General features: G+C 64.8%; 18 protein-coding genes. 9 read left to right on the top strand and 9 right to left on the bottom strand.

Annotation, left to right across the window (positions count from 1 at the left end):
• Positions 1–37: 37 nt before the first annotated feature.
• Entirely contained in the window at positions 38–340 is a 303-nt protein-coding gene (locus D8W71_RS02705; protein ID WP_121110792.1) for a PE domain-containing protein, read from the bottom strand.
• A gap of 114 nt (positions 341–454) precedes the next feature.
• A complete protein-coding gene (locus D8W71_RS02700; protein WP_121110790.1) occupies positions 455–1,021 on the bottom strand; it encodes a histidine phosphatase family protein in 567 nt (188 codons plus the stop codon).
• A 199-nt stretch (positions 1,022–1,220) separates the two neighbouring features.
• On the opposite strand from D8W71_RS02700, the gene D8W71_RS02695 reads away from it, so the two are divergent.
• Positions 1,221–1,415 (top strand): CbtB domain-containing protein, encoded by a 195-nt coding sequence (locus D8W71_RS02695; protein ID WP_121110788.1) that lies wholly within the window; start codon positions 1,221–1,223, stop codon positions 1,413–1,415.
• On the top strand, positions 1,406–2,194 hold the full coding sequence (locus D8W71_RS02690; RefSeq protein WP_121110786.1) for a CbtA family protein: 789 nt from the start codon (positions 1,406–1,408) through the stop codon (positions 2,192–2,194). The genes D8W71_RS02695 and D8W71_RS02690 overlap by 10 nt, the downstream gene beginning before the upstream one ends.
• A 152-nt stretch (positions 2,195–2,346) precedes the next feature.
• Here D8W71_RS02690 and D8W71_RS02685 read toward each other — a convergent pair whose 3' ends face one another.
• Both D8W71_RS02685 and D8W71_RS02680 read right to left on the bottom strand, forming a co-directional pair.
• Entirely contained in the window at positions 2,347–2,691 is a 345-nt protein-coding gene (locus tag D8W71_RS02685; RefSeq protein WP_442972036.1) for a metallopeptidase family protein, read from the bottom strand.
• 1 nt (position 2,692) lies between these two features.
• Positions 2,693–3,763, bottom strand: a complete 1,071-nt coding sequence (locus tag D8W71_RS02680) for a septum formation family protein (protein WP_121118438.1) — start codon at positions 3,761–3,763, stop codon at positions 2,693–2,695.
• A gap of 33 nt (positions 3,764–3,796) precedes the next feature.
• On the opposite strand from D8W71_RS02680, the gene D8W71_RS02675 reads away from it, so the two are divergent.
• Together D8W71_RS02675 and serS are read left to right on the top strand one after the other, a co-directional pair.
• A complete protein-coding gene (locus tag D8W71_RS02675; protein ID WP_121110782.1) occupies positions 3,797–4,192 on the top strand; it encodes an ankyrin repeat domain-containing protein in 396 nt (131 codons plus the stop codon).
• A gap of 11 nt (positions 4,193–4,203) precedes the next feature.
• Positions 4,204–5,457, top strand: coding sequence for a serine--tRNA ligase (serS, locus tag D8W71_RS02670; RefSeq protein WP_121110780.1), 1,254 nt, complete (start codon positions 4,204–4,206; stop codon positions 5,455–5,457).
• Between the two features lie 116 nt (positions 5,458–5,573).
• On the opposite strand, the gene D8W71_RS02665 is transcribed toward serS, so the two are convergent.
• The gene (locus tag D8W71_RS02665) at positions 5,574–6,824 is read right to left on the bottom strand and encodes an NAD(P)/FAD-dependent oxidoreductase (RefSeq protein WP_121110778.1); all 1,251 of its coding nucleotides are present in this window, start codon (positions 6,822–6,824) and stop codon (positions 5,574–5,576) included.
• A gap of 52 nt (positions 6,825–6,876) precedes the next feature.
• Between D8W71_RS02665 and D8W71_RS02660 the strand changes: the two genes are divergently transcribed.
• Complete coding sequence (locus tag D8W71_RS02660; RefSeq protein ID WP_121110776.1) at positions 6,877–8,799, top strand: amino acid transporter; 1,923 nt, start codon at positions 6,877–6,879, stop codon at positions 8,797–8,799.
• Positions 8,800–8,802: 3 nt separating this feature from the next.
• On the opposite strand, the gene D8W71_RS02655 is transcribed toward D8W71_RS02660, so the two are convergent.
• A complete protein-coding gene (locus tag D8W71_RS02655; protein WP_121110774.1) occupies positions 8,803–9,222 on the bottom strand; it encodes a hypothetical protein in 420 nt (139 codons plus the stop codon).
• A 142-nt stretch (positions 9,223–9,364) separates the two neighbouring features.
• Positions 9,365–10,216 carry a hypothetical protein gene (locus tag D8W71_RS02650; RefSeq protein ID WP_121110772.1) on the bottom strand — a complete coding sequence of 284 codons (852 nt, stop codon included), beginning with the start codon at positions 10,214–10,216 and terminating at the stop codon, positions 9,365–9,367.
• 65 nt (positions 10,217–10,281) lie between these two features.
• On the opposite strand from D8W71_RS02650, the gene D8W71_RS02645 reads away from it, so the two are divergent.
• Positions 10,282–11,040 carry a lysophospholipid acyltransferase family protein gene (locus tag D8W71_RS02645; protein WP_121110770.1) on the top strand — a complete coding sequence of 253 codons (759 nt, stop codon included), beginning with the start codon at positions 10,282–10,284 and terminating at the stop codon, positions 11,038–11,040.
• A 30-nt stretch (positions 11,041–11,070) separates the two neighbouring features.
• Positions 11,071–11,427, top strand: coding sequence for a cold shock domain-containing protein (locus tag D8W71_RS02640; RefSeq protein ID WP_236077678.1), 357 nt, complete (start codon positions 11,071–11,073; stop codon positions 11,425–11,427).
• A gap of 11 nt (positions 11,428–11,438) precedes the next feature.
• On the opposite strand, the gene D8W71_RS02635 is transcribed toward D8W71_RS02640, so the two are convergent.
• Together D8W71_RS02635 and D8W71_RS27810 are read right to left on the bottom strand one after the other, a co-directional pair.
• Complete coding sequence (locus D8W71_RS02635) at positions 11,439–12,182, bottom strand: CPBP family intramembrane glutamic endopeptidase (protein WP_121110768.1); 744 nt, start codon at positions 12,180–12,182, stop codon at positions 11,439–11,441.
• A 210-nt stretch (positions 12,183–12,392) separates the two neighbouring features.
• Positions 12,393–13,703, bottom strand: a complete 1,311-nt coding sequence (locus tag D8W71_RS27810) for an RNA polymerase sigma factor (RefSeq protein ID WP_236077677.1) — start codon at positions 13,701–13,703, stop codon at positions 12,393–12,395.
• Between the two features lie 132 nt (positions 13,704–13,835).
• Here D8W71_RS27810 and lppU point away from each other — a divergent pair, with 132 nt between their 5' ends.
• Both lppU and D8W71_RS02615 read left to right on the top strand, forming a co-directional pair.
• Positions 13,836–14,468: an LppU family putative lipoprotein gene (gene lppU, locus D8W71_RS02620; protein WP_121110766.1), complete on the top strand. Its 633-nt coding sequence runs from the start codon at positions 13,836–13,838 to the stop codon at positions 14,466–14,468.
• 143 nt (positions 14,469–14,611) lie between these two features.
• Entirely contained in the window at positions 14,612–15,439 is an 828-nt protein-coding gene (locus tag D8W71_RS02615; RefSeq protein WP_121110764.1) for an HAD family hydrolase, read from the top strand.
• Positions 15,440–15,472: the final 33 nt, after the last annotated feature.

The following is a 15,472-nucleotide window of genomic DNA, read 5'->3' as shown; positions in this document are numbered from 1 at the left end:
GTTGTCGCGTCATCCGCTGGCGCGGAAGTTCGGCGGCTCAGTGGCCGAGCGCCCGACCGTGCTCGAAGTCGACGTCCTTGTAGGCCGCCGCCTGCGCGCGAAGAGCGGCCGCGGTCTCGATCAGTTCGTTGATCGCATCGGCAGCCGCCGGGGTGAAGGTCGACGCCGAGTGTCTGAAGAACCGGTTCGCCAGGAACGAGACCTCTTCGCTTCCGGTCGGAACGGCCTGGATCGGCAGGGACACCGCGGCGAGGTTGGCGTGCAACCTCGCCGCGGCAGCATCGAGATCTGCCGCTGCCGCTTCGAGAGCAACCGGATCGACTCGCACCGTACCTGGCATGTGCACCCCTCGAATGTGTGGAAATCCGTCGTGGTGACTCGGTAGTCGAATCACACCCTCGTAGGAATTGGACGGCGAACAGTGCCGATCGGTTCCACGATCTCGGGAGAAAGTTCAGATTATTTTTTCGGCGACCGTTCGGAGGGTCCACCTGCCGTTCCTGCAGTGGAGGGTCGTCGTGGTCAGGGGCGGAATGTCGACCCGCCAGAAGGACGACGACGGTGCGTCGAGTGCCCGTACGACGACGGCTCGGATCACCGACGGGTGCGTCACGGCGCATATTCGGCGCGGATCGGCGGCGACGCCGCTCATCCAGCGGCCGACGCGTCCGAACAGGTCGTCGATGGATTCGCCGTCGGGCGGCGTCGTCGACGTGTCAGTGAGCCAGCTCGCCAGGGTGGTCTCGGGTAGATCCTCCATCGACGAACCCGCCCAGGTGCCGTACGAGATATCGGACAACTCGGGTGCGATCGGGCCGTGGAGACCGAGGCCCTCCGCCGTCATTCGAGTTCGGCGTTCGGGAGCGATGAGAACGGTGTCCGCCCGGTTCTCCAACCTGACGTGGCCGAGCTGCCGCAGGCCTGGGTCGTCGACCGGTTCGTCCGAATTGAACCGAGCGCGGCGCATGGCGGCCGTCGTGGCATGGCTGACCAGCGACAGTCGTGTCACGGGCACAGGCACCCGCTCACTGTAGTTCCGATTGACAGTTGCATGAGATCGGTGCCACAGTTCGCTGGTAAGTGCGACGTGTGCAGGTAATTCGGTGCAAATCCGGAGCGGTTGCGCCACTGTGATCGGCCCGGTGGGCCCGAGAGTCAGAAAACTCACTCGTCGCTGACGTTTTTACGGGACGCACAATCCCAGAAGGCGGTACCGAACTATGGCTACAGTCGTAACCCCCAGCAACGCCACCGAGTCGGCGGCCCTCGCCCTCGCCGTGGCTGCGGTCATTCTGCTCGCATTCCTCGTGCTCTACCTCGTCGGCTTCGACCAGGGTGCCATCTCGCGCAGCGGGATGTACATGCACGAACTGATGCACGACGGCCGCCACCTGCTGGGCCTGCCATGCCACTGATCAAGACTTCGCTGCAGGGGACCTTCCTGCAGTTGCTCGTTCGTGGACTGCTGGCCGGTCTCATCGCAGGTCTGCTCGCAGGTGCAGTCGCCTTCACGATCGGTGAGCCGCACGTCGACTCGGCCATCGCGATCGAGGAAGCCGCAGGCGCCGCCGAACACTCGCACGGTGAAGAAGCCGCCGCCGGTGGGCATTCGCACGACGAGGAAGAAGCCCTCGTCAGCCGCGACGGCCAGCGGGCCGGGCTGTTCCTGGCGACCGGACTCGCAGGTCTTGCGCTCGGGGCCATCTTCGCGACCGTGCTGCACTACGCCCGACGGTTCACCACGTTGTCGGGGTCGTTGCTCGCACTCACCGGCGCCGTTCTCGGGTGGGTAGCCATCGAGGCCGTCCCGTTCTTCAAGTACCCCGCCAACCCGCCTGCAGTCGGCGATCCGGACACGATCAGCCAGCGCACCTGGTTGTGGCTCGCCACCGTGATCCTCGGTCTCGCTGCCGTCGCCATCGGCGTGTACGTCGCAAAACTGGTTGCGGCGCAGACGTCGCTGGCTGTGCGGGTCGGTGCTCCGGTGCTCGCGTTCGTGGTGATCGTCGCCCTCGGGTACGTCCTGCTCCCCGGAATCAACGAGGTCGGCGAGGACTTCCCAGCGACACTGCTATGGGAGTTCCGACTGTCGTCCCTCGCCACCCAGGCAACTCTGTGGCTCGGTCTCGGGCTCGTGTACGCCTACTTGACCGACCGCGCGGCGTCGTCGGCTCGGGAGAGCGTCGCGGCGTGAGCTTCAGCATCGCTTGAATGGTCCATTCATACGATTCGTTCGTATGAATGGACCATCCGAGCGATCGGACTCCAGCGCACGCACTGCTTGAATGCGCCCCGCACGCTATCTGTCCGTATGGATGGACCATTCAAGCGATAGCCGCCGCACCCTCAGCCGAACCCCAATTCGTGCAACCGGTCGTCGTCGATACCGAAGTGATGGCCCACCTCGTGGGCGACGGTGATGGCTATTTCGCGCCTGGCTTCGTCGGCGTCGGCGACCATGTCGAGGATCGGCTTGCGGTAGATGGTGATGACGTCGGGCAGATGTCCGCTGTACTCGTACCGATCGGTCAGCGCGATGCCCTCGTAGAGGCCGAGAATGTCCTCGGTGGGGTGTTCTTCCTCGACCAGGATGACGACGTTGTCCATGCGGTCCGTGATGTCGGGCGGGAGCGTGTCGAGTGCGTCGCTGACGGCCTCTTCGAATTCGGGCCGCGTCATGTCGGTGGGGATGTCACCCTCCCGGGGTGATCGGCGCTGCACCCGGCAGCGGAGTGGGAAGTGCGCGACCGTCAGGCGCGGCAGGTGGCGGTGCGGGAGGTGCCCCGTTGATCAGGATGTCGCCCGTCGCCGAGCCGGTGATCGTCGCGAAGCCGCCTTCGTCGAGTTCCTTGCCGATGGAACAGCTCACCTGCCTGCTTCCGGCGAGCCAGCTCGTCACGTCGATCGTGTTCCAGAACAGCGTGAGCGTCTTGTCCCGCAGCGCGGTGTCCGAACCGAGGTAGGTGTTGACCGCGCCCGTGCAGGTCGGTTCCAGGTAGGCGTCCTGGTCGGCTTCGCTGGGGATGCCCGACGGGAACTGCTGGGCCAGATCGATGACCGACGCGACCTCGAATGCGTGCGGCTGACCGCAGTCGACGGGGTCGGCAGGCACGTTCTGGTTGATCCCGATGCAGGTGCCGAGGTCCCAGACGTTCGACTGGTCCTGATCGAGCACGGAGCCGGTCATTTCCTGGGGAACCCCGGTGTTCGACGATTGCTGGATGCCGCATCGCAGCGTTCGCTCGCCGGACGCCCAGCCCGACTGGCTCGGAAACATCAGCCCGACGCTGAACTTGCCGTTGGGGTCGAACTTGGTGCCCAGATAGTCGTCGACGATGTCGGTGCAGTGCTCGTCGCGTAGTTGGCCGAACCTGATCGCGCCCGGATACATCGATCCCGGCGCGAACTCCAGGCCCGGGTACGCCGTCATGTCGACGTCCTTGGCCACCTCGAAACGGTGAGGTTCGGCGCACGCGACCTCGGCCAGGTCCTGACGGTCGGTCTCGGGGTCGTCCGTCGGCGTCCACTGCAGGCACGTGCCGGGGTCTGCCGAACCGAACGACTTGGCCGAGACCGGCCCGCTCGTCGCGGGGCCTGCTTCGGAATGTGTCGAAATCTTTTCGGGCTGGCTGAAACCGTCGGAGACGAAGAGTGTGACGGCCGCCGCAGCAACCGCGCCGACGGCAACGAGCGCGAGTCCGCGACGCGCGACGTGCGCGGTCACTGTGCGCTGTTCGCGCTTGCTGGGCTCGCTGGGGGACATCGCCTCCATCATGCCCGAGTATCTTTTCGTTCTATGACGGGACCGACGGATGATGCCGATGCAATGGCCGAACTTGCGGGCAAGTTGTTCACGATGGCGCGGACGGGTGACACGGCTGCGCTGACGGAGTACCTGGATGCAGGTGTGCCGGTGGATCTGAACAACGAGTCCGGTGACACTCTCGTGATGCTCGCCGCCTACCACGGGCACGCGGCGACGGTCTCTGCCCTGGTTGCGAAGGGTGCTGATGTGAACAGGGCCAACGACAAAGGTCAGACCCCGCTCGCCGGTGCGGTCTTCAAAGGTGAGGACGATGTCGTGAAAGCACTCGTCGACGGAGGAGCCGACCCGCACGGTGGGCACCCGTCGGCCATCGACGCGGCACGCATGTTCGGACGCGAAGACTACCTGGGGTTGCTCGGCACGTAAGGTTTGTCTCCGTGATCGACCTCAAGTTCCTCCGCGAGAACCCCGACGTTGTCCGTGCCTCGCAGCGCACCCGAGGCGAAGACCCCGGTCTTGTCGACGTGCTGCTCGAGGCCGATTCCTCTCGTCGTGCCGCTGTGTTGGCCGGCGATCAGCTCCGCGCCGAGCAGAAGGCGCTCGGCAAGAGGGTCGGCAAGGCGTCTCCCGACGAGCGGCCTGCGCTACTGGCCGGTGCGTCCGAGCTCGCTGCGAGCGTCAAGGCTGCCGAGGTCGCACAGAACGAGGCCGACGCTGCACTCGACGCCGCACAGCGCGCGATCTCCAACATCGTTCAGGAGGGCGCACCCGCGGGCGGCGAGGACGACTTCGTGCTGCTGGAGACCGTCGGCGAGATTCCGACGTTCGACTTCGAGCCGAAGGATCACCTCGAGCTCGGCGAGTCGCTGAATCTGATCGACATGGAACGCGGCGCGAAGGTGTCGGGTTCGCGGTTCTACTTCATGACCGGGTACGGCGCGCTGCTCCAGCAGGGAATGCTGCAACTCGCTGCGCAGAAGGCCGTGAAGAACGGGTTCACGATGATGATCCCGCCTGTGCTCGTGCGACCGGAGATCATGGCGGGCACCGGGTTCCTCGGTGCACACGCCGACGAGATCTACCGGCTCGAAGCCGACGATCTCTACCTCGTCGGAACGTCGGAGGTTGCTCTCGCCGGATATCACTCGGGCGAGATCATCGATCTGTCCGACGGTCCCAAGCGCTACGCCGGCTGGTCGTCGTGCTTCCGCCGTGAAGCAGGGAGCTACGGCAAGGACACGCGCGGCATCATTCGTGTGCATCAGTTCGACAAGATCGAGATGTTCTCCTACATCAAGCCCGAGGACGCTGCGGCAGAGCACCAGAAGCTGCTCGAATTCGAACGCGAAATGCTTGCGGCAGTGGAACTTCCGTATCGCATCATCGACGTCGCAGGTGGAGATCTCGGATCCTCGGCTGCGCGAAAGTTCGACTGCGAGGCCTGGGTTCCGACGCAGAACGCTTACCGCGAGCTGACGTCGACGTCGAACTGCACAACCTTCCAGGCCCGACGCCTCGGCGTTCGCTACCGCGACGAGAACAACAAGCCGCAGATCGCCGCGACGCTCAACGGCACCCTCGCCACGACTCGATGGATCGTCGCCATCCTCGAGAACCATCAGCAGGCAGACGGCACCGTCCGGGTGCCCGAGGCCCTGGTCCCGTTCGTCGGGACGGATGTTCTGCGCTGACGCGCCCGTGCGTGCGTAATGACACTGGAAGGTAATTACGCACGCACGACCCTGGGTCAAGGCTCGTGAGCGCGTAGTTACGTCGGGCCGTAACTACGCACGCACGGGCGGAGCCGCTAAATCGTCGGCTTGACGTCGTCCGCCCAGGCGATGCGCTTGGGATCCCCGTGGCACTCGACGATGGCGGCGTGATCGCTGTCGAAGTAGTCCCACGCCCAGGTCAGGAATGCGTCGACCCGGCTGTGGGCGCCGCTGAGCAGAGCGGCGTGGACACCGAGCCACGCGGCGAAGGCCAGGGGCCCCTCGACCTGGTGGCGGTGTGCGCCGACCTCGGCGACAGCGGCGCCGCGGCCGATCATGGCCATGATGCCTTTGTCCTTGTAGACGAACGTCTTGCGGGGCTTGCCGGCGATGGTGAGCAGAATGTTGCGTGCGGTCCACCCACCAGCCTGTTGGGCGACGGAACCCAACTGGGGTAGCGCCTTTCCGTCGGCACCCGGGATGTTCGCGACGTCGCCGACGGCATAGACCGTGTCGTGCTTCGGAACGGTCAGGTCGGCAAGGACGTCGATCCTGCCGCCGCGTCCGGGGTCGACTCCTCCGGTGGATGCGATGGGTGACGCGGATTCGCCACCCGCCCAGATCACCGTCTTCGAGGCGATGCGAGAGCCGTCGCTCAGCAGAACACCGTCGGCGTCGACAGCTTTGACGCCGACACCGAGCCGAACCTTCGCACCGTGGTCGATGAGCTTGTCGTGGGCGTACTTGTGCGAGCGGTCGCTGTACGGGGCGAGAAGAGCGGGACCGTGATTGATCAGCCACGCCTCACCACGCCCTCCGGGATGATCCATCTTGCGCAGCGCAGTGAACAGTTCGGCAAATGCACCGGCGGTCTCGACGCCAGTGGGGCCGCCGCCGACGATGACGACGTCCAGGGGATCGTGTTCCCCGCCCAGGAGGTCGCTGACGTGGTGGCGCAGCGTCTCGGCGTCGGCGACGGAGTAGAGCGGGAAGGAGAATTCCTCGGCGCCCGGCGTTCCGAAAAAGTTCGCGGTCGCACCTGCTGCAAGAACGAGGTAGTCGCCGGAGATGCGTTCGCCGTCCGCCAGTAGGGAACGGTTGTCGAAATCGAGGTCGGTGATCTCGGCCTTCACCACTCGCACCGATTTCATGTTCTCGAATATCGACGCCAGGGGCCGTGCGATGTCCGCGGCGGGCAGTTGCGCCGTCGCAACCTGGTACAGAAGCGGCTGGAACTGGTGGTAATCGTTGCGGTCCACGAGCGTGACGTCGACGCCCTTCTTGCCCAGCTCGTGTGCGCATGCAATTCCAGCCAGGCCTGCACCGGCCACCACCACGTGTGTCATGGGTTCCACAGTAGTTCCGCCCGGACCGCCCGGGCGGGTTTACGCTCTGCGGATGGTGCGTCTGCGGTCGTGGCTGCTCGAGGACAACACCGACGAGCCTTCCCGCCATCTGGGTCCGTATCGCAAGCCGACCAAGACCGAACACACCCACCCATGGTGGAAGGTGATGTGTCTGACGGGGGTCGACTACTTCTCGACGCTCGGATATCAGCCAGGCATCGCCGCTCTTGCCGCGGGCACGTTGGCGCCGCTGGCAACCGTCGTACTGATTCTGTTGACGCTGTTCGGCGCACTTCCGGTGTATCGACGCGTCGCGAGGGAAAGTCCCACCGGTGAGGGCTCGATCGCGATGCTCGAGAAATTGCTGCCCAAGTGGGGCGGCAAGATACTGGTGTTGGTCCTTCTCGGATTCGCTGCGACGGATTTTCTCATCACCATGACGCTCTCGGCGGCTGACGCGTCGGCGCATGTCGTCCAAAATCCCTTCGCTCCAACCGGTCTGGACAGTGCACAGGTCATCATCACTCTCGTGTTGCTCGCTCTGCTCACGGCGGTCTTCCTCAAAGGGTTCACCGAGGCCATCGGCATAGCGGTCGTCCTCGTCGGCATTTTCTTGGCATTGAACCTCGTGGTGGTGTTCGCCGGGTTCTGGGAAATAGCGAAGCAACCCTCGCTCCTGTCGGACTGGCAGCACGCCATGACAGCCCAACACGGAAACCCACTGATGATGATCGCTGTCGCACTCATCGTGTTCCCCAAACTCGCGCTTGGGCTCTCCGGCTTCGAAACCGGCGTCGCCGTCATGCCACAGATCGACGGGGGAGACGACGAAGAGAAGGCACTTCCGAACCAGATCCGGGACGCGAAACGCCTGATCACCACCGCTGCCCTCATCATGAGCGGTTTCCTGCTGACGTCGAGCGTCATCACTACCGTCCTCATCCCGCAGGAGGAGTTCCAGAACGGCGGACAGGCGAACGGACGTGCGCTGTCGTATCTCGCGCACGAGTACCTCGGCGAGGTGTTCGGCACGGCGTACGACGTCAGTACCATCGCAATTCTGTGGTTCGCCGGGGCATCGGCGATGGCAGGCTTGCTGAACCTCGTGCCTCGCTACCTGCCGAAGTACGGCATGGCGCCGGAATGGGCTCGCGCGGTTCGACCTCTCGTACTTGTGTTTTCGGCGATCGCCGTCGCCGTGACCATCTACTTCGAGGCCAGCGTGGATGCCCAGAGTTCCGCGTATGCGACGGGTGTTCTCGTGCTCATCACCTCTGCCTCCGTCGCGGTGGCGATCTCCGCTGCCCGGCATGGCCAACGCATGCAGATGTGGTCGTTCTCGGTGATCGCCGTCATCTTCGTCTACACCACCGTCACCAACGTCTTCGAGCGTCCTGACGGTGTCAAGGTTGCGTCGTTCTTCATCCTCGTGATCCTGACGGTGTCGTTCTGGTCGAGGGTGACCCGGTCGTTCGAATTACGTTCCGATTCGGTCGAATTCGACGAGGAGGCGTTGGCGTTCATCACCGAGGCGGCGGCGGGCGGGAGCATTCAGCTCGTCTGCCACGACTCTCGGCACCTCGAACCCGAGGAATACGCTGCCAAGGAAGCGCAACAGCGCAAAGACAGTCGTATTCCGAGCGATGTGCCGATCTTGTTCCTGGAGGCCAACATCAAGGACGCATCCGACTTCTCGACGGATCTCGTCGTGCACGGCCGCCGACGAGGTGACTACCGCATTCTGTGGGTGGACGCGGTCGCTGTTCCGAACTCGATCGCCGCGGTTCTCTTGCACATTCGCGACACCACCGAGGTGAACCCGGACGTGTATTTCGAATGGTCCGAGGGCAACCCGATCGTGAATCTATTGCGCTTCTTGTTCATCGGTGCGGGCGAGGTCGCTCCGGTGACACGGGAGGTGTTGCGGCGGGCCGAACCGGACAGGGCGCGTAGGCCGAACGTGCATGTGGGGTAGCGCCTACATCCCCACAACGAAACCCACGACCAGCACACCTGTGCCGCCGATTTCGGCGACCGCAAGAGTCCACATGAACGCATGGGTGCCGTGCACCGGGTTCTCGAACTGGTTGTCCGTGTCCTTCAGAAACCCATGCACCATGTAACTGACGATGGCGGCGACGAAGAAGAACGTGACGACGAGTCCCGCGATCAGGTTCACGGCCGTCGGGAAGCCGGAGAACTCCGCGAGGGCAGCCAGTACAAGCGTCGCGAACGAATACATCAGTGCCGCACGGTGCGCAATGTCGACGTACGGATGCGCCAGAGCCGTAGCCGAGGTCGCCATCTGCTGAAATTTCCACACTCCGAGCGCAAGAGCCCACAGCAGAATCAGCCCGGACAGCAGAAGCAGAACCTTGGCGTCGAGACCCAGTGTCATCACGCACCTCCCCGCCGCCATCGTAGGGGGGCGCATGCTCTGTGCCCTTCGCGCCCGTGCGTGAATAGTGACCGCCGGGCGTCATTACGCACGCACGAGCGGCGAAGCCGCGTCAAGCACGGGCGGCGAAGCCGCGTGTGAGTCAGGCCACGTCGCCGATGCAATAGCCGTTCGCTGCGGGGGTGAGTGTGAACACTTGGTTCTGCTCGAACCCCGAGACGTTGGTGACGTCCGCATACACGGTCTTGTAGACGCCGTTGGTGAAGGCGACGTACACGCTGTCGGGGTTGTACGACGCCGACCCGGTGAGTCGACCGGGATTATTGGCCAGCGGCGGAACCGTCGGGACGCCGGTGCCCTGGGGATCCCAGATTGCCCGGTTGTCGCACACGAGCGGGTAGTCGCCTTCGAGATCGTCGGGGTTGACGGGTGCTCCGGTGAATCGGCCGAGATACCGCTCGACGGCGTAGGTTGCGTCGATGTCGGAGTACACCGGCTCGGTCCCGGTCGGGTAGACGCGGGGGCAGGCGTATCCCGACGCGATCTCGCTGCGCTTGACCGACACCGTCGACACCGGTCCGGTCCAGGTCACCGTGTACTGTCCGTCGACGCCCGGCTGCGCGGCGGCGTCGAGAACGGCGGCGACGTCGCCGTACTGCAGCGGAATCTCGGTCGGTGGGACTGTCCAGCACGTGGCTGCCACTGCCGGAACGCCACCCGACTCGAGGTCCGTCAGGAACGCCCGCAGCGCAGACGCCGCCGCAGGGTTGCCGGGGACGTCGCCGACGCTGGGACCGGGCGCAGGCGCGGCGGTAGTGCTTGTCGGGACCTCACTAGTCGGAAGCGCCGCCGCGGTCGTGCTCTGCGTGGTGCTCGTTGCCTTCGGATTATCCGTGGGGATGCCTTGTTGCCCGTCTCCCTCGCACCCGGTGAGCGCCAGGACTGCCCCCAGCAGCCCGACACCGGTGAAAGCGATTCTGCGAAGCGAACTCATGTTCAGATGACCTTCCCCACTACGTCTTCTCCCCGAGCGCCCTTTAACGACTACGCTAGCCGACTGTGGAACCCGTCTATCGATCTGTCATCGGCATCGCCCGTGTGGTGTTCGCGGCTCAAGGCCTGAATTTCGAGGTCGAGGGTGAGAGGAACATCCCTGCCAGCGGGGGCGCGGTCATCGCCGTCAACCACACTGGCTACCTGGACTTCACCTACGCGGGACTACCGCCGCGCACGGTGAAGCGATACATCCGCTTCATGGCGAAGAAGGAAGTGTTCGACAACAAGATTTCGGGGCCCATCATGCGGTCGCTGAAGCACATCCCGGTCGACCGCGGAGCCGGTGCCGAGTCGTACAAGGCGGCTGTCGAGGACTTGCGCAAGGGCGAGCTCGTCGGGGTCTACCCGGAGGCCACCATCAGCCGTAGCTTCGAGATCAAGGAATTCAAGTCGGGCGCAGCGCGCATGGCAATCGAAGCGGGTGTCCCTGTCATCCCCATGGTCATCTGGGGTGCACAGCGTGTGTGGACCAAGGGCTTCCCGAAGAGGTTGGGACGCACCAAGACTCCGATTCGAATCGCTGTGGGAGCCCCGATCGATCCTGTCGGCCCTCCGAACGAGCTGACCGACACGCTGCACTCCACCATGAAGGAGATGCTGCTGAAATTGCAGGACGGCTACCCACACGAGAAGGGCGCGTACTGGGTGCCCGCTCGGCTCGGTGGCAGCGCTCCGACGCTCGAAGAGGCCGACAAACTCGACTCCGCAGACGTAGCAGCGAGAACTGCGGCGCGCGAGGCGAAGAAGAACTCCTCTACGTAAAGCGCTTGCGTATGCGGCGACAATTCAACGGTGAACGAGAAGAAGCACCCCGGCATCGTCATCAGGTCCTATCGGATGAACGACGACGGCACCAGGACCGAAGTCCCCTTGCCGCCGGTTCCGTCGGGGCCGGTGCCGCCCCGGACCGGTGAGCACGTGCAGGGGACCGTCGAGGTGTGGCACGCAGAAGAAGGCTGGGGTGTGATCGCATCGGCGAAGACCCCTGGCGGCTGCTGGATCCACATCTCGGATGTCGTCGGCTCCGGGTTCAAGCAGTTGACCGTCGGGCAGAACGTCGACCTCGAGTTCGAGGACCTTGCCGCGAAATATCCTGGCGGCAACCAGGACGGGTACCGATACCGAGCGATCTCGGCCAAGGGGTTCTAGGTAACAGGGCTCTAGCTGGTCGACGCGTGCCACACCAAGGCAGCGGCGAGAGCTCCGATGCCGTTGAGCGACCAGTGCAGAGCGATCGGGGCGATCAGACTTCCGCTTCGACGTCGAAGCCAGGTGAACACCACACCCGCTGCCGCGGTAGCGATGACAGCGCCGACGATCCCGACGATCTGGCCGAACAGGCCTCCGCCGAGGAAGTTGCTGAAGCCGGTGTTGTTCGCCGTGAGTCCGAGCGACGACGCGATATGCCACAGACCGAACAGCAGCGACCCGGCCGCGAACACACCGCGTGCGCCGTAGATGCGCCCTAGAGTGCCGTGCAGAACGCCACGAAACGCGAGCTCCTCGGGTATGACGGTCTGCAGCGGAATGACGATCATCGACGCCACCAGCGCGGCCGAGATGGTCGCGTACCGGTCGGCCATGAAGAACGGCCGGGTGACCGGTAGCAGTGCGCCGATCGCGACAACGGTGACGACCAGGCCCACCGCGGCCAGCGCGTAGACCGAGCCGGTTTTCCATTGTTTCGGCGACAAGCCCAGTTCGGCCCAGCCGAGCCCGCGCCGACGCGTCAGGGCAACCAGAACGACGGCGGCGATCGGAACTGTCGCAATGCTGGCCCACACGGTCGTGAAATGCGCGATGAGGTTGGTGATCACCAGGACCGACACCACCACGGCGACATCGAGGTACGCATGGAAACCGCGCCGGCGCTCGGCCCTCGCGGCCTCCTTGGTCATGAGCATCCCGCCGACTATACGGGCGAAAACTGAGAGAGCGAGTGCAGATCGGATGGACGAAACAGTCGTTCACCGCATTCGTCGAGGTAGCGCTGATCTGTCGTGCGGGCACTGCCCAGCAGGTTCGTCACTAGTGTCGCCAAGCTGTTCATGGGTTTCTCCTCGCTCGTGGTCACTCCTGTAAGAGCACCGAGCGGGGCGATCGGTAACAACTTTTCAGGCCGGAATCCCGGGGGTCGCGGGCGACGACGTGGTGGTGGTCGTGGTCGGCCGATCCGGCGGGGAGGTCGTCTTCGTGGTCGTGGTCGTGGTCGTGGTCTCCGTGGTGACCACGGGTGTCGTCGTCTCCGGCAATTCCGTCGTGGGGACGACAGCAGTGGTCGTGATCGGCGCGGGTGTGACAATCGCCCGCGCCGGGGTGCGGATGGGGACCGGGGCGGTAGGCGTCGCTTCGACCTGGTTGGGCTCGGCCGTCGGCGGTGCGACGGGCGGCAACACCGCAGGCCGAGTGGTCGTGGGTGCGGTGGTCGGCGGCTCGTTCCCGATCTCGAACTGAGCCGGGACAGGCGGTGTGTTCGCCGCCGGTTCCAGCGCAAGGAACCCCGCGCCAGCGCCGATGACCAACAGCGCGCCCGCAGCCCCGGCCCACAGCACCTTTCGAGGCCGACGACCCGACGCCGGGAACCCGTCCCGATCGAGCGGTTCGATACGACTGCTCAATGCAACGAGTTCGACGCCTTCGCGGGCGTCGCCGAGGGTCAGATCCCGCAGCCACACAGGAGCGATTGCGAGCGGGAACAGGCCGAGCAGAACAGCGGCACGGAATTTCCGATCCTTGACGCCACTGCAGACCTCGCATCGATCCATGTGCCGACCGATGCGCTTGCGCCACAGCGGGGTGAACTCACCGTCCCAGGACGCCAACACCTCGTCGAGACCGGCGCACGAGTTGCCGCGTTCCTGGGCGACCAGCAGTACCGACAGTGATCGTTCGAGCTGCGTTCGTGCCCTCGACGTCAGGGTGCTCGCCTGATTCATGCTCACACCCAGGACCGCGGCGACCTGCGCATTGTCCAGATCATGGCGAATGCTCAGTTCGAGAACCTCACGGTCCTTCGGGCTCAGCCCGGCAGCAGCAGCGGCGACCAACGCTCGGACGTCGCGTTCTTCCACCGTCGTGTCGGTCGCGTCCGGCGCCTCGATCTCGAAGCTGTCGTCCAGCGGAACGCTGCGCTTCTGGACACGGAGATGACGGAGGCATTCGGACCGGACGATGGCGTACAACCACGGCCGAAAGCGATCGGGATCGCGGAGTTGCGTGATCCGCTGGGATGCGATGAGTACAGCGTCGTGCACCACGTCAGCGGCAGCGTCGGAGTCGCGCAACATCCCGCTCGCGTAGGTGTAGAGGTGCTGGGCGTAGCGGTCGTATGCCTCGCCGAGGGCGGAGAGATCGCCTGCGACCAGTGCGGCGACGATCAGGCCGTCTTCCGAACCGGAGCTGCCGCGTGCGTGCGAGCCCGCCATCTGTCCTCACCTCCGTCTTCGGCTGACGGCAGTCTAAGCGGCGGCGGAGAAAAAGTTGTTACAGATTCCGATCCCGGCGACTCCTACTTTCGAACGCGGCAATCGGCCGCCATCGAAAAGGACATACTTGAAATGAACCCCACCAAGAGCACGGTCGTCTGCTGTGGTTTCGCGTTGTTCCTCCTCGCAGGCTGTAGCTCCACCGCACAGGACTCGGCCGATGCGGCATCGTCATCGGTCGCCTCGGCCGCGAGCGTGGCGGCCTCGTCGGCGAATCAGGCGGCCGAGCAGGCAAGAACCGCGATCGAGGACGTGAACGAATCCGTCACACAGCTCCAGCCGGATCTGGGCGGGAACCTCGGGATCGACGTCGAGGTCGGCGACTGCATTCTCGCGTCGGGAACTCTCGACGACGCTGCCGCGATGCCTGCGCCGTGCGGCAGCGCCGCGTCGAACTACCGGGTGATCGGCAAGGCGCCGACCAACGCCGAATGCGTCTCCGACGCCGACAGTTACTACTACGAGGAGTTGATGATCGGCGGCGAACAGGGCGCGCTGTGCCTCGATGTGGACTGGGTCATCGGGGAGTGCATGGACATCAGCGGCGATGTGGCGCAGCGGGTTCCGTGCGACGGAGGTGTCGCCCCTCGCGAGAAGGCTATCGAGATCATCGAAGATACTGCCGACGCCGACTCCTGCCCCGAAGGGGGCTACGCGCACCCGGAGCGTCGGTTCACGGTGTGTACGGAAACGTTGACGAGCTGAGATTTCGCGATGGACGCTCCGCGCCAGTGGCACGAAAGAGTGCCCTCCACGGCACTTAACCGCACCACTGGGGCGGAGCGCTGGAATCGACTGCACGGAGCGCCCACTTCGATTGTCACAGCGCTAGGGCACAATGACCGGTGATGCCTGCTACCAGCCGTACCCAGCCCCGACTCGTCGCCAGTGATGTGGACGGCACCCTGCTCGACGAGCACGAGAGGGTCAGCGAACGCACGCGCCGCGCGGTTCTCGCCCTGGTGAACGACGGCACGCCGTTCGTTCTGTCCACCGGGCGCCCGCCGCGGTGGATCTCTCCGGTGGTCGAGGGTCTCGGGTTCGCGCCGATGTGCGTGTGCGCCAACGGTGCCGTCATCTACGACAGCGGCACCGACAAAATTCTCGACGCGAAAACGTTGACGAGCGACACGTTGCACTGGCTGGCCGACATCGCTTACCGAGCGCTACCGGGCTGCGGTCTGGCGGCCGAGCGAGTGGGAGCCAGCGCACACGATGCGGCGACCCCGCAGTTCGTCAGCTCGCCCGGCTACGAACATGCCTGGCTCAACCCGGACAACACCGAGGTGTCGCAGGACGAGGTCCTCGACGTGCCCGCCGTCAAACTGCTGATCCGGCTTTCCAGCGCATCGAGCGGCGACATGGTGGCTGCGTTGGCGCCGTTGATAGGCGACCGAGCGGATTTGACGTTCTCCACCGACAACGGCCTGATCGAACTGTCGGCGCCGGGGGTCACCAAGGCGTCGGGACTCGCGATCGTGGCGGAACGGTTGAACATCGCCGCTTCTGACATCGTCGCATTCGGAGACATGCCCAACGACGTCCCGATGTTGACGATGGCAGGGCTCGGCGTCGCGATGGGCAATGCACACCCCGCAGCCATAGCCGCAGCGAACGAAGTGACGACGTCCAACGCCGACGACGGAGTCGCGAGGGTTCTCGAACGCTGGTGGTGAAGGCCCGTCGAACACAAGAGAAAGCCCCGGACG

The organism is Rhodococcus sp. P1Y (assembly GCF_003641205.1).
Classification (GTDB): Bacteria; Actinomycetota; Actinomycetes; order Mycobacteriales; family Mycobacteriaceae; genus Rhodococcoides.
The sequence above is the reverse complement of the archived record's forward strand: the minus strand, read 5'-3'. Positions and strand labels throughout refer to the sequence as shown.

What these genes read in the sequence shown, in the direction of transcription:
- D8W71_RS02705 (WP_121110792.1), bottom strand. Translation starts at nt 340, where the DNA reads ATGCCAGGTACGGTGCGAGTCGATCCGGTTGCTCTCGAAGCGGCAGCG.
- D8W71_RS02695 (WP_121110788.1), top strand. Translation starts at nt 1,221, where the DNA reads ATGGCTACAGTCGTAACCCCCAGCAACGCCACCGAGTCGGCGGCCCTC.
- D8W71_RS02690 (WP_121110786.1), top strand. Translation starts at nt 1,406, where the DNA reads ATGCCACTGATCAAGACTTCGCTGCAGGGGACCTTCCTGCAGTTGCTC.
- D8W71_RS02680 (WP_121118438.1), bottom strand. Translation starts at nt 3,763, where the DNA reads ATGTCCCCCAGCGAGCCCAGCAAGCGCGAACAGCGCACAGTGACCGCG.
- D8W71_RS02675 (WP_121110782.1), top strand. Translation starts at nt 3,797, where the DNA reads ATGACGGGACCGACGGATGATGCCGATGCAATGGCCGAACTTGCGGGC.
- D8W71_RS02665 (WP_121110778.1), bottom strand. Translation starts at nt 6,824, where the DNA reads ATGACACACGTGGTGGTGGCCGGTGCAGGCCTGGCTGGAATTGCATGC.
- D8W71_RS02660 (WP_121110776.1), top strand. Translation starts at nt 6,877, where the DNA reads ATGGTGCGTCTGCGGTCGTGGCTGCTCGAGGACAACACCGACGAGCCT.
- D8W71_RS02655 (WP_121110774.1), bottom strand. Translation starts at nt 9,222, where the DNA reads ATGACACTGGGTCTCGACGCCAAGGTTCTGCTTCTGCTGTCCGGGCTG.
- D8W71_RS02650 (WP_121110772.1), bottom strand. Translation starts at nt 10,216, where the DNA reads ATGAGTTCGCTTCGCAGAATCGCTTTCACCGGTGTCGGGCTGCTGGGG.
- D8W71_RS02635 (WP_121110768.1), bottom strand. Translation starts at nt 12,182, where the DNA reads ATGCTCATGACCAAGGAGGCCGCGAGGGCCGAGCGCCGGCGCGGTTTC.
- D8W71_RS27810 (WP_236077677.1), bottom strand. Translation starts at nt 13,703, where the DNA reads ATGGCGGGCTCGCACGCACGCGGCAGCTCCGGTTCGGAAGACGGCCTG.
- lppU (WP_121110766.1), top strand. Translation starts at nt 13,836, where the DNA reads ATGAACCCCACCAAGAGCACGGTCGTCTGCTGTGGTTTCGCGTTGTTC.
- D8W71_RS02615 (WP_121110764.1), top strand. Translation starts at nt 14,612, where the DNA reads ATGCCTGCTACCAGCCGTACCCAGCCCCGACTCGTCGCCAGTGATGTG.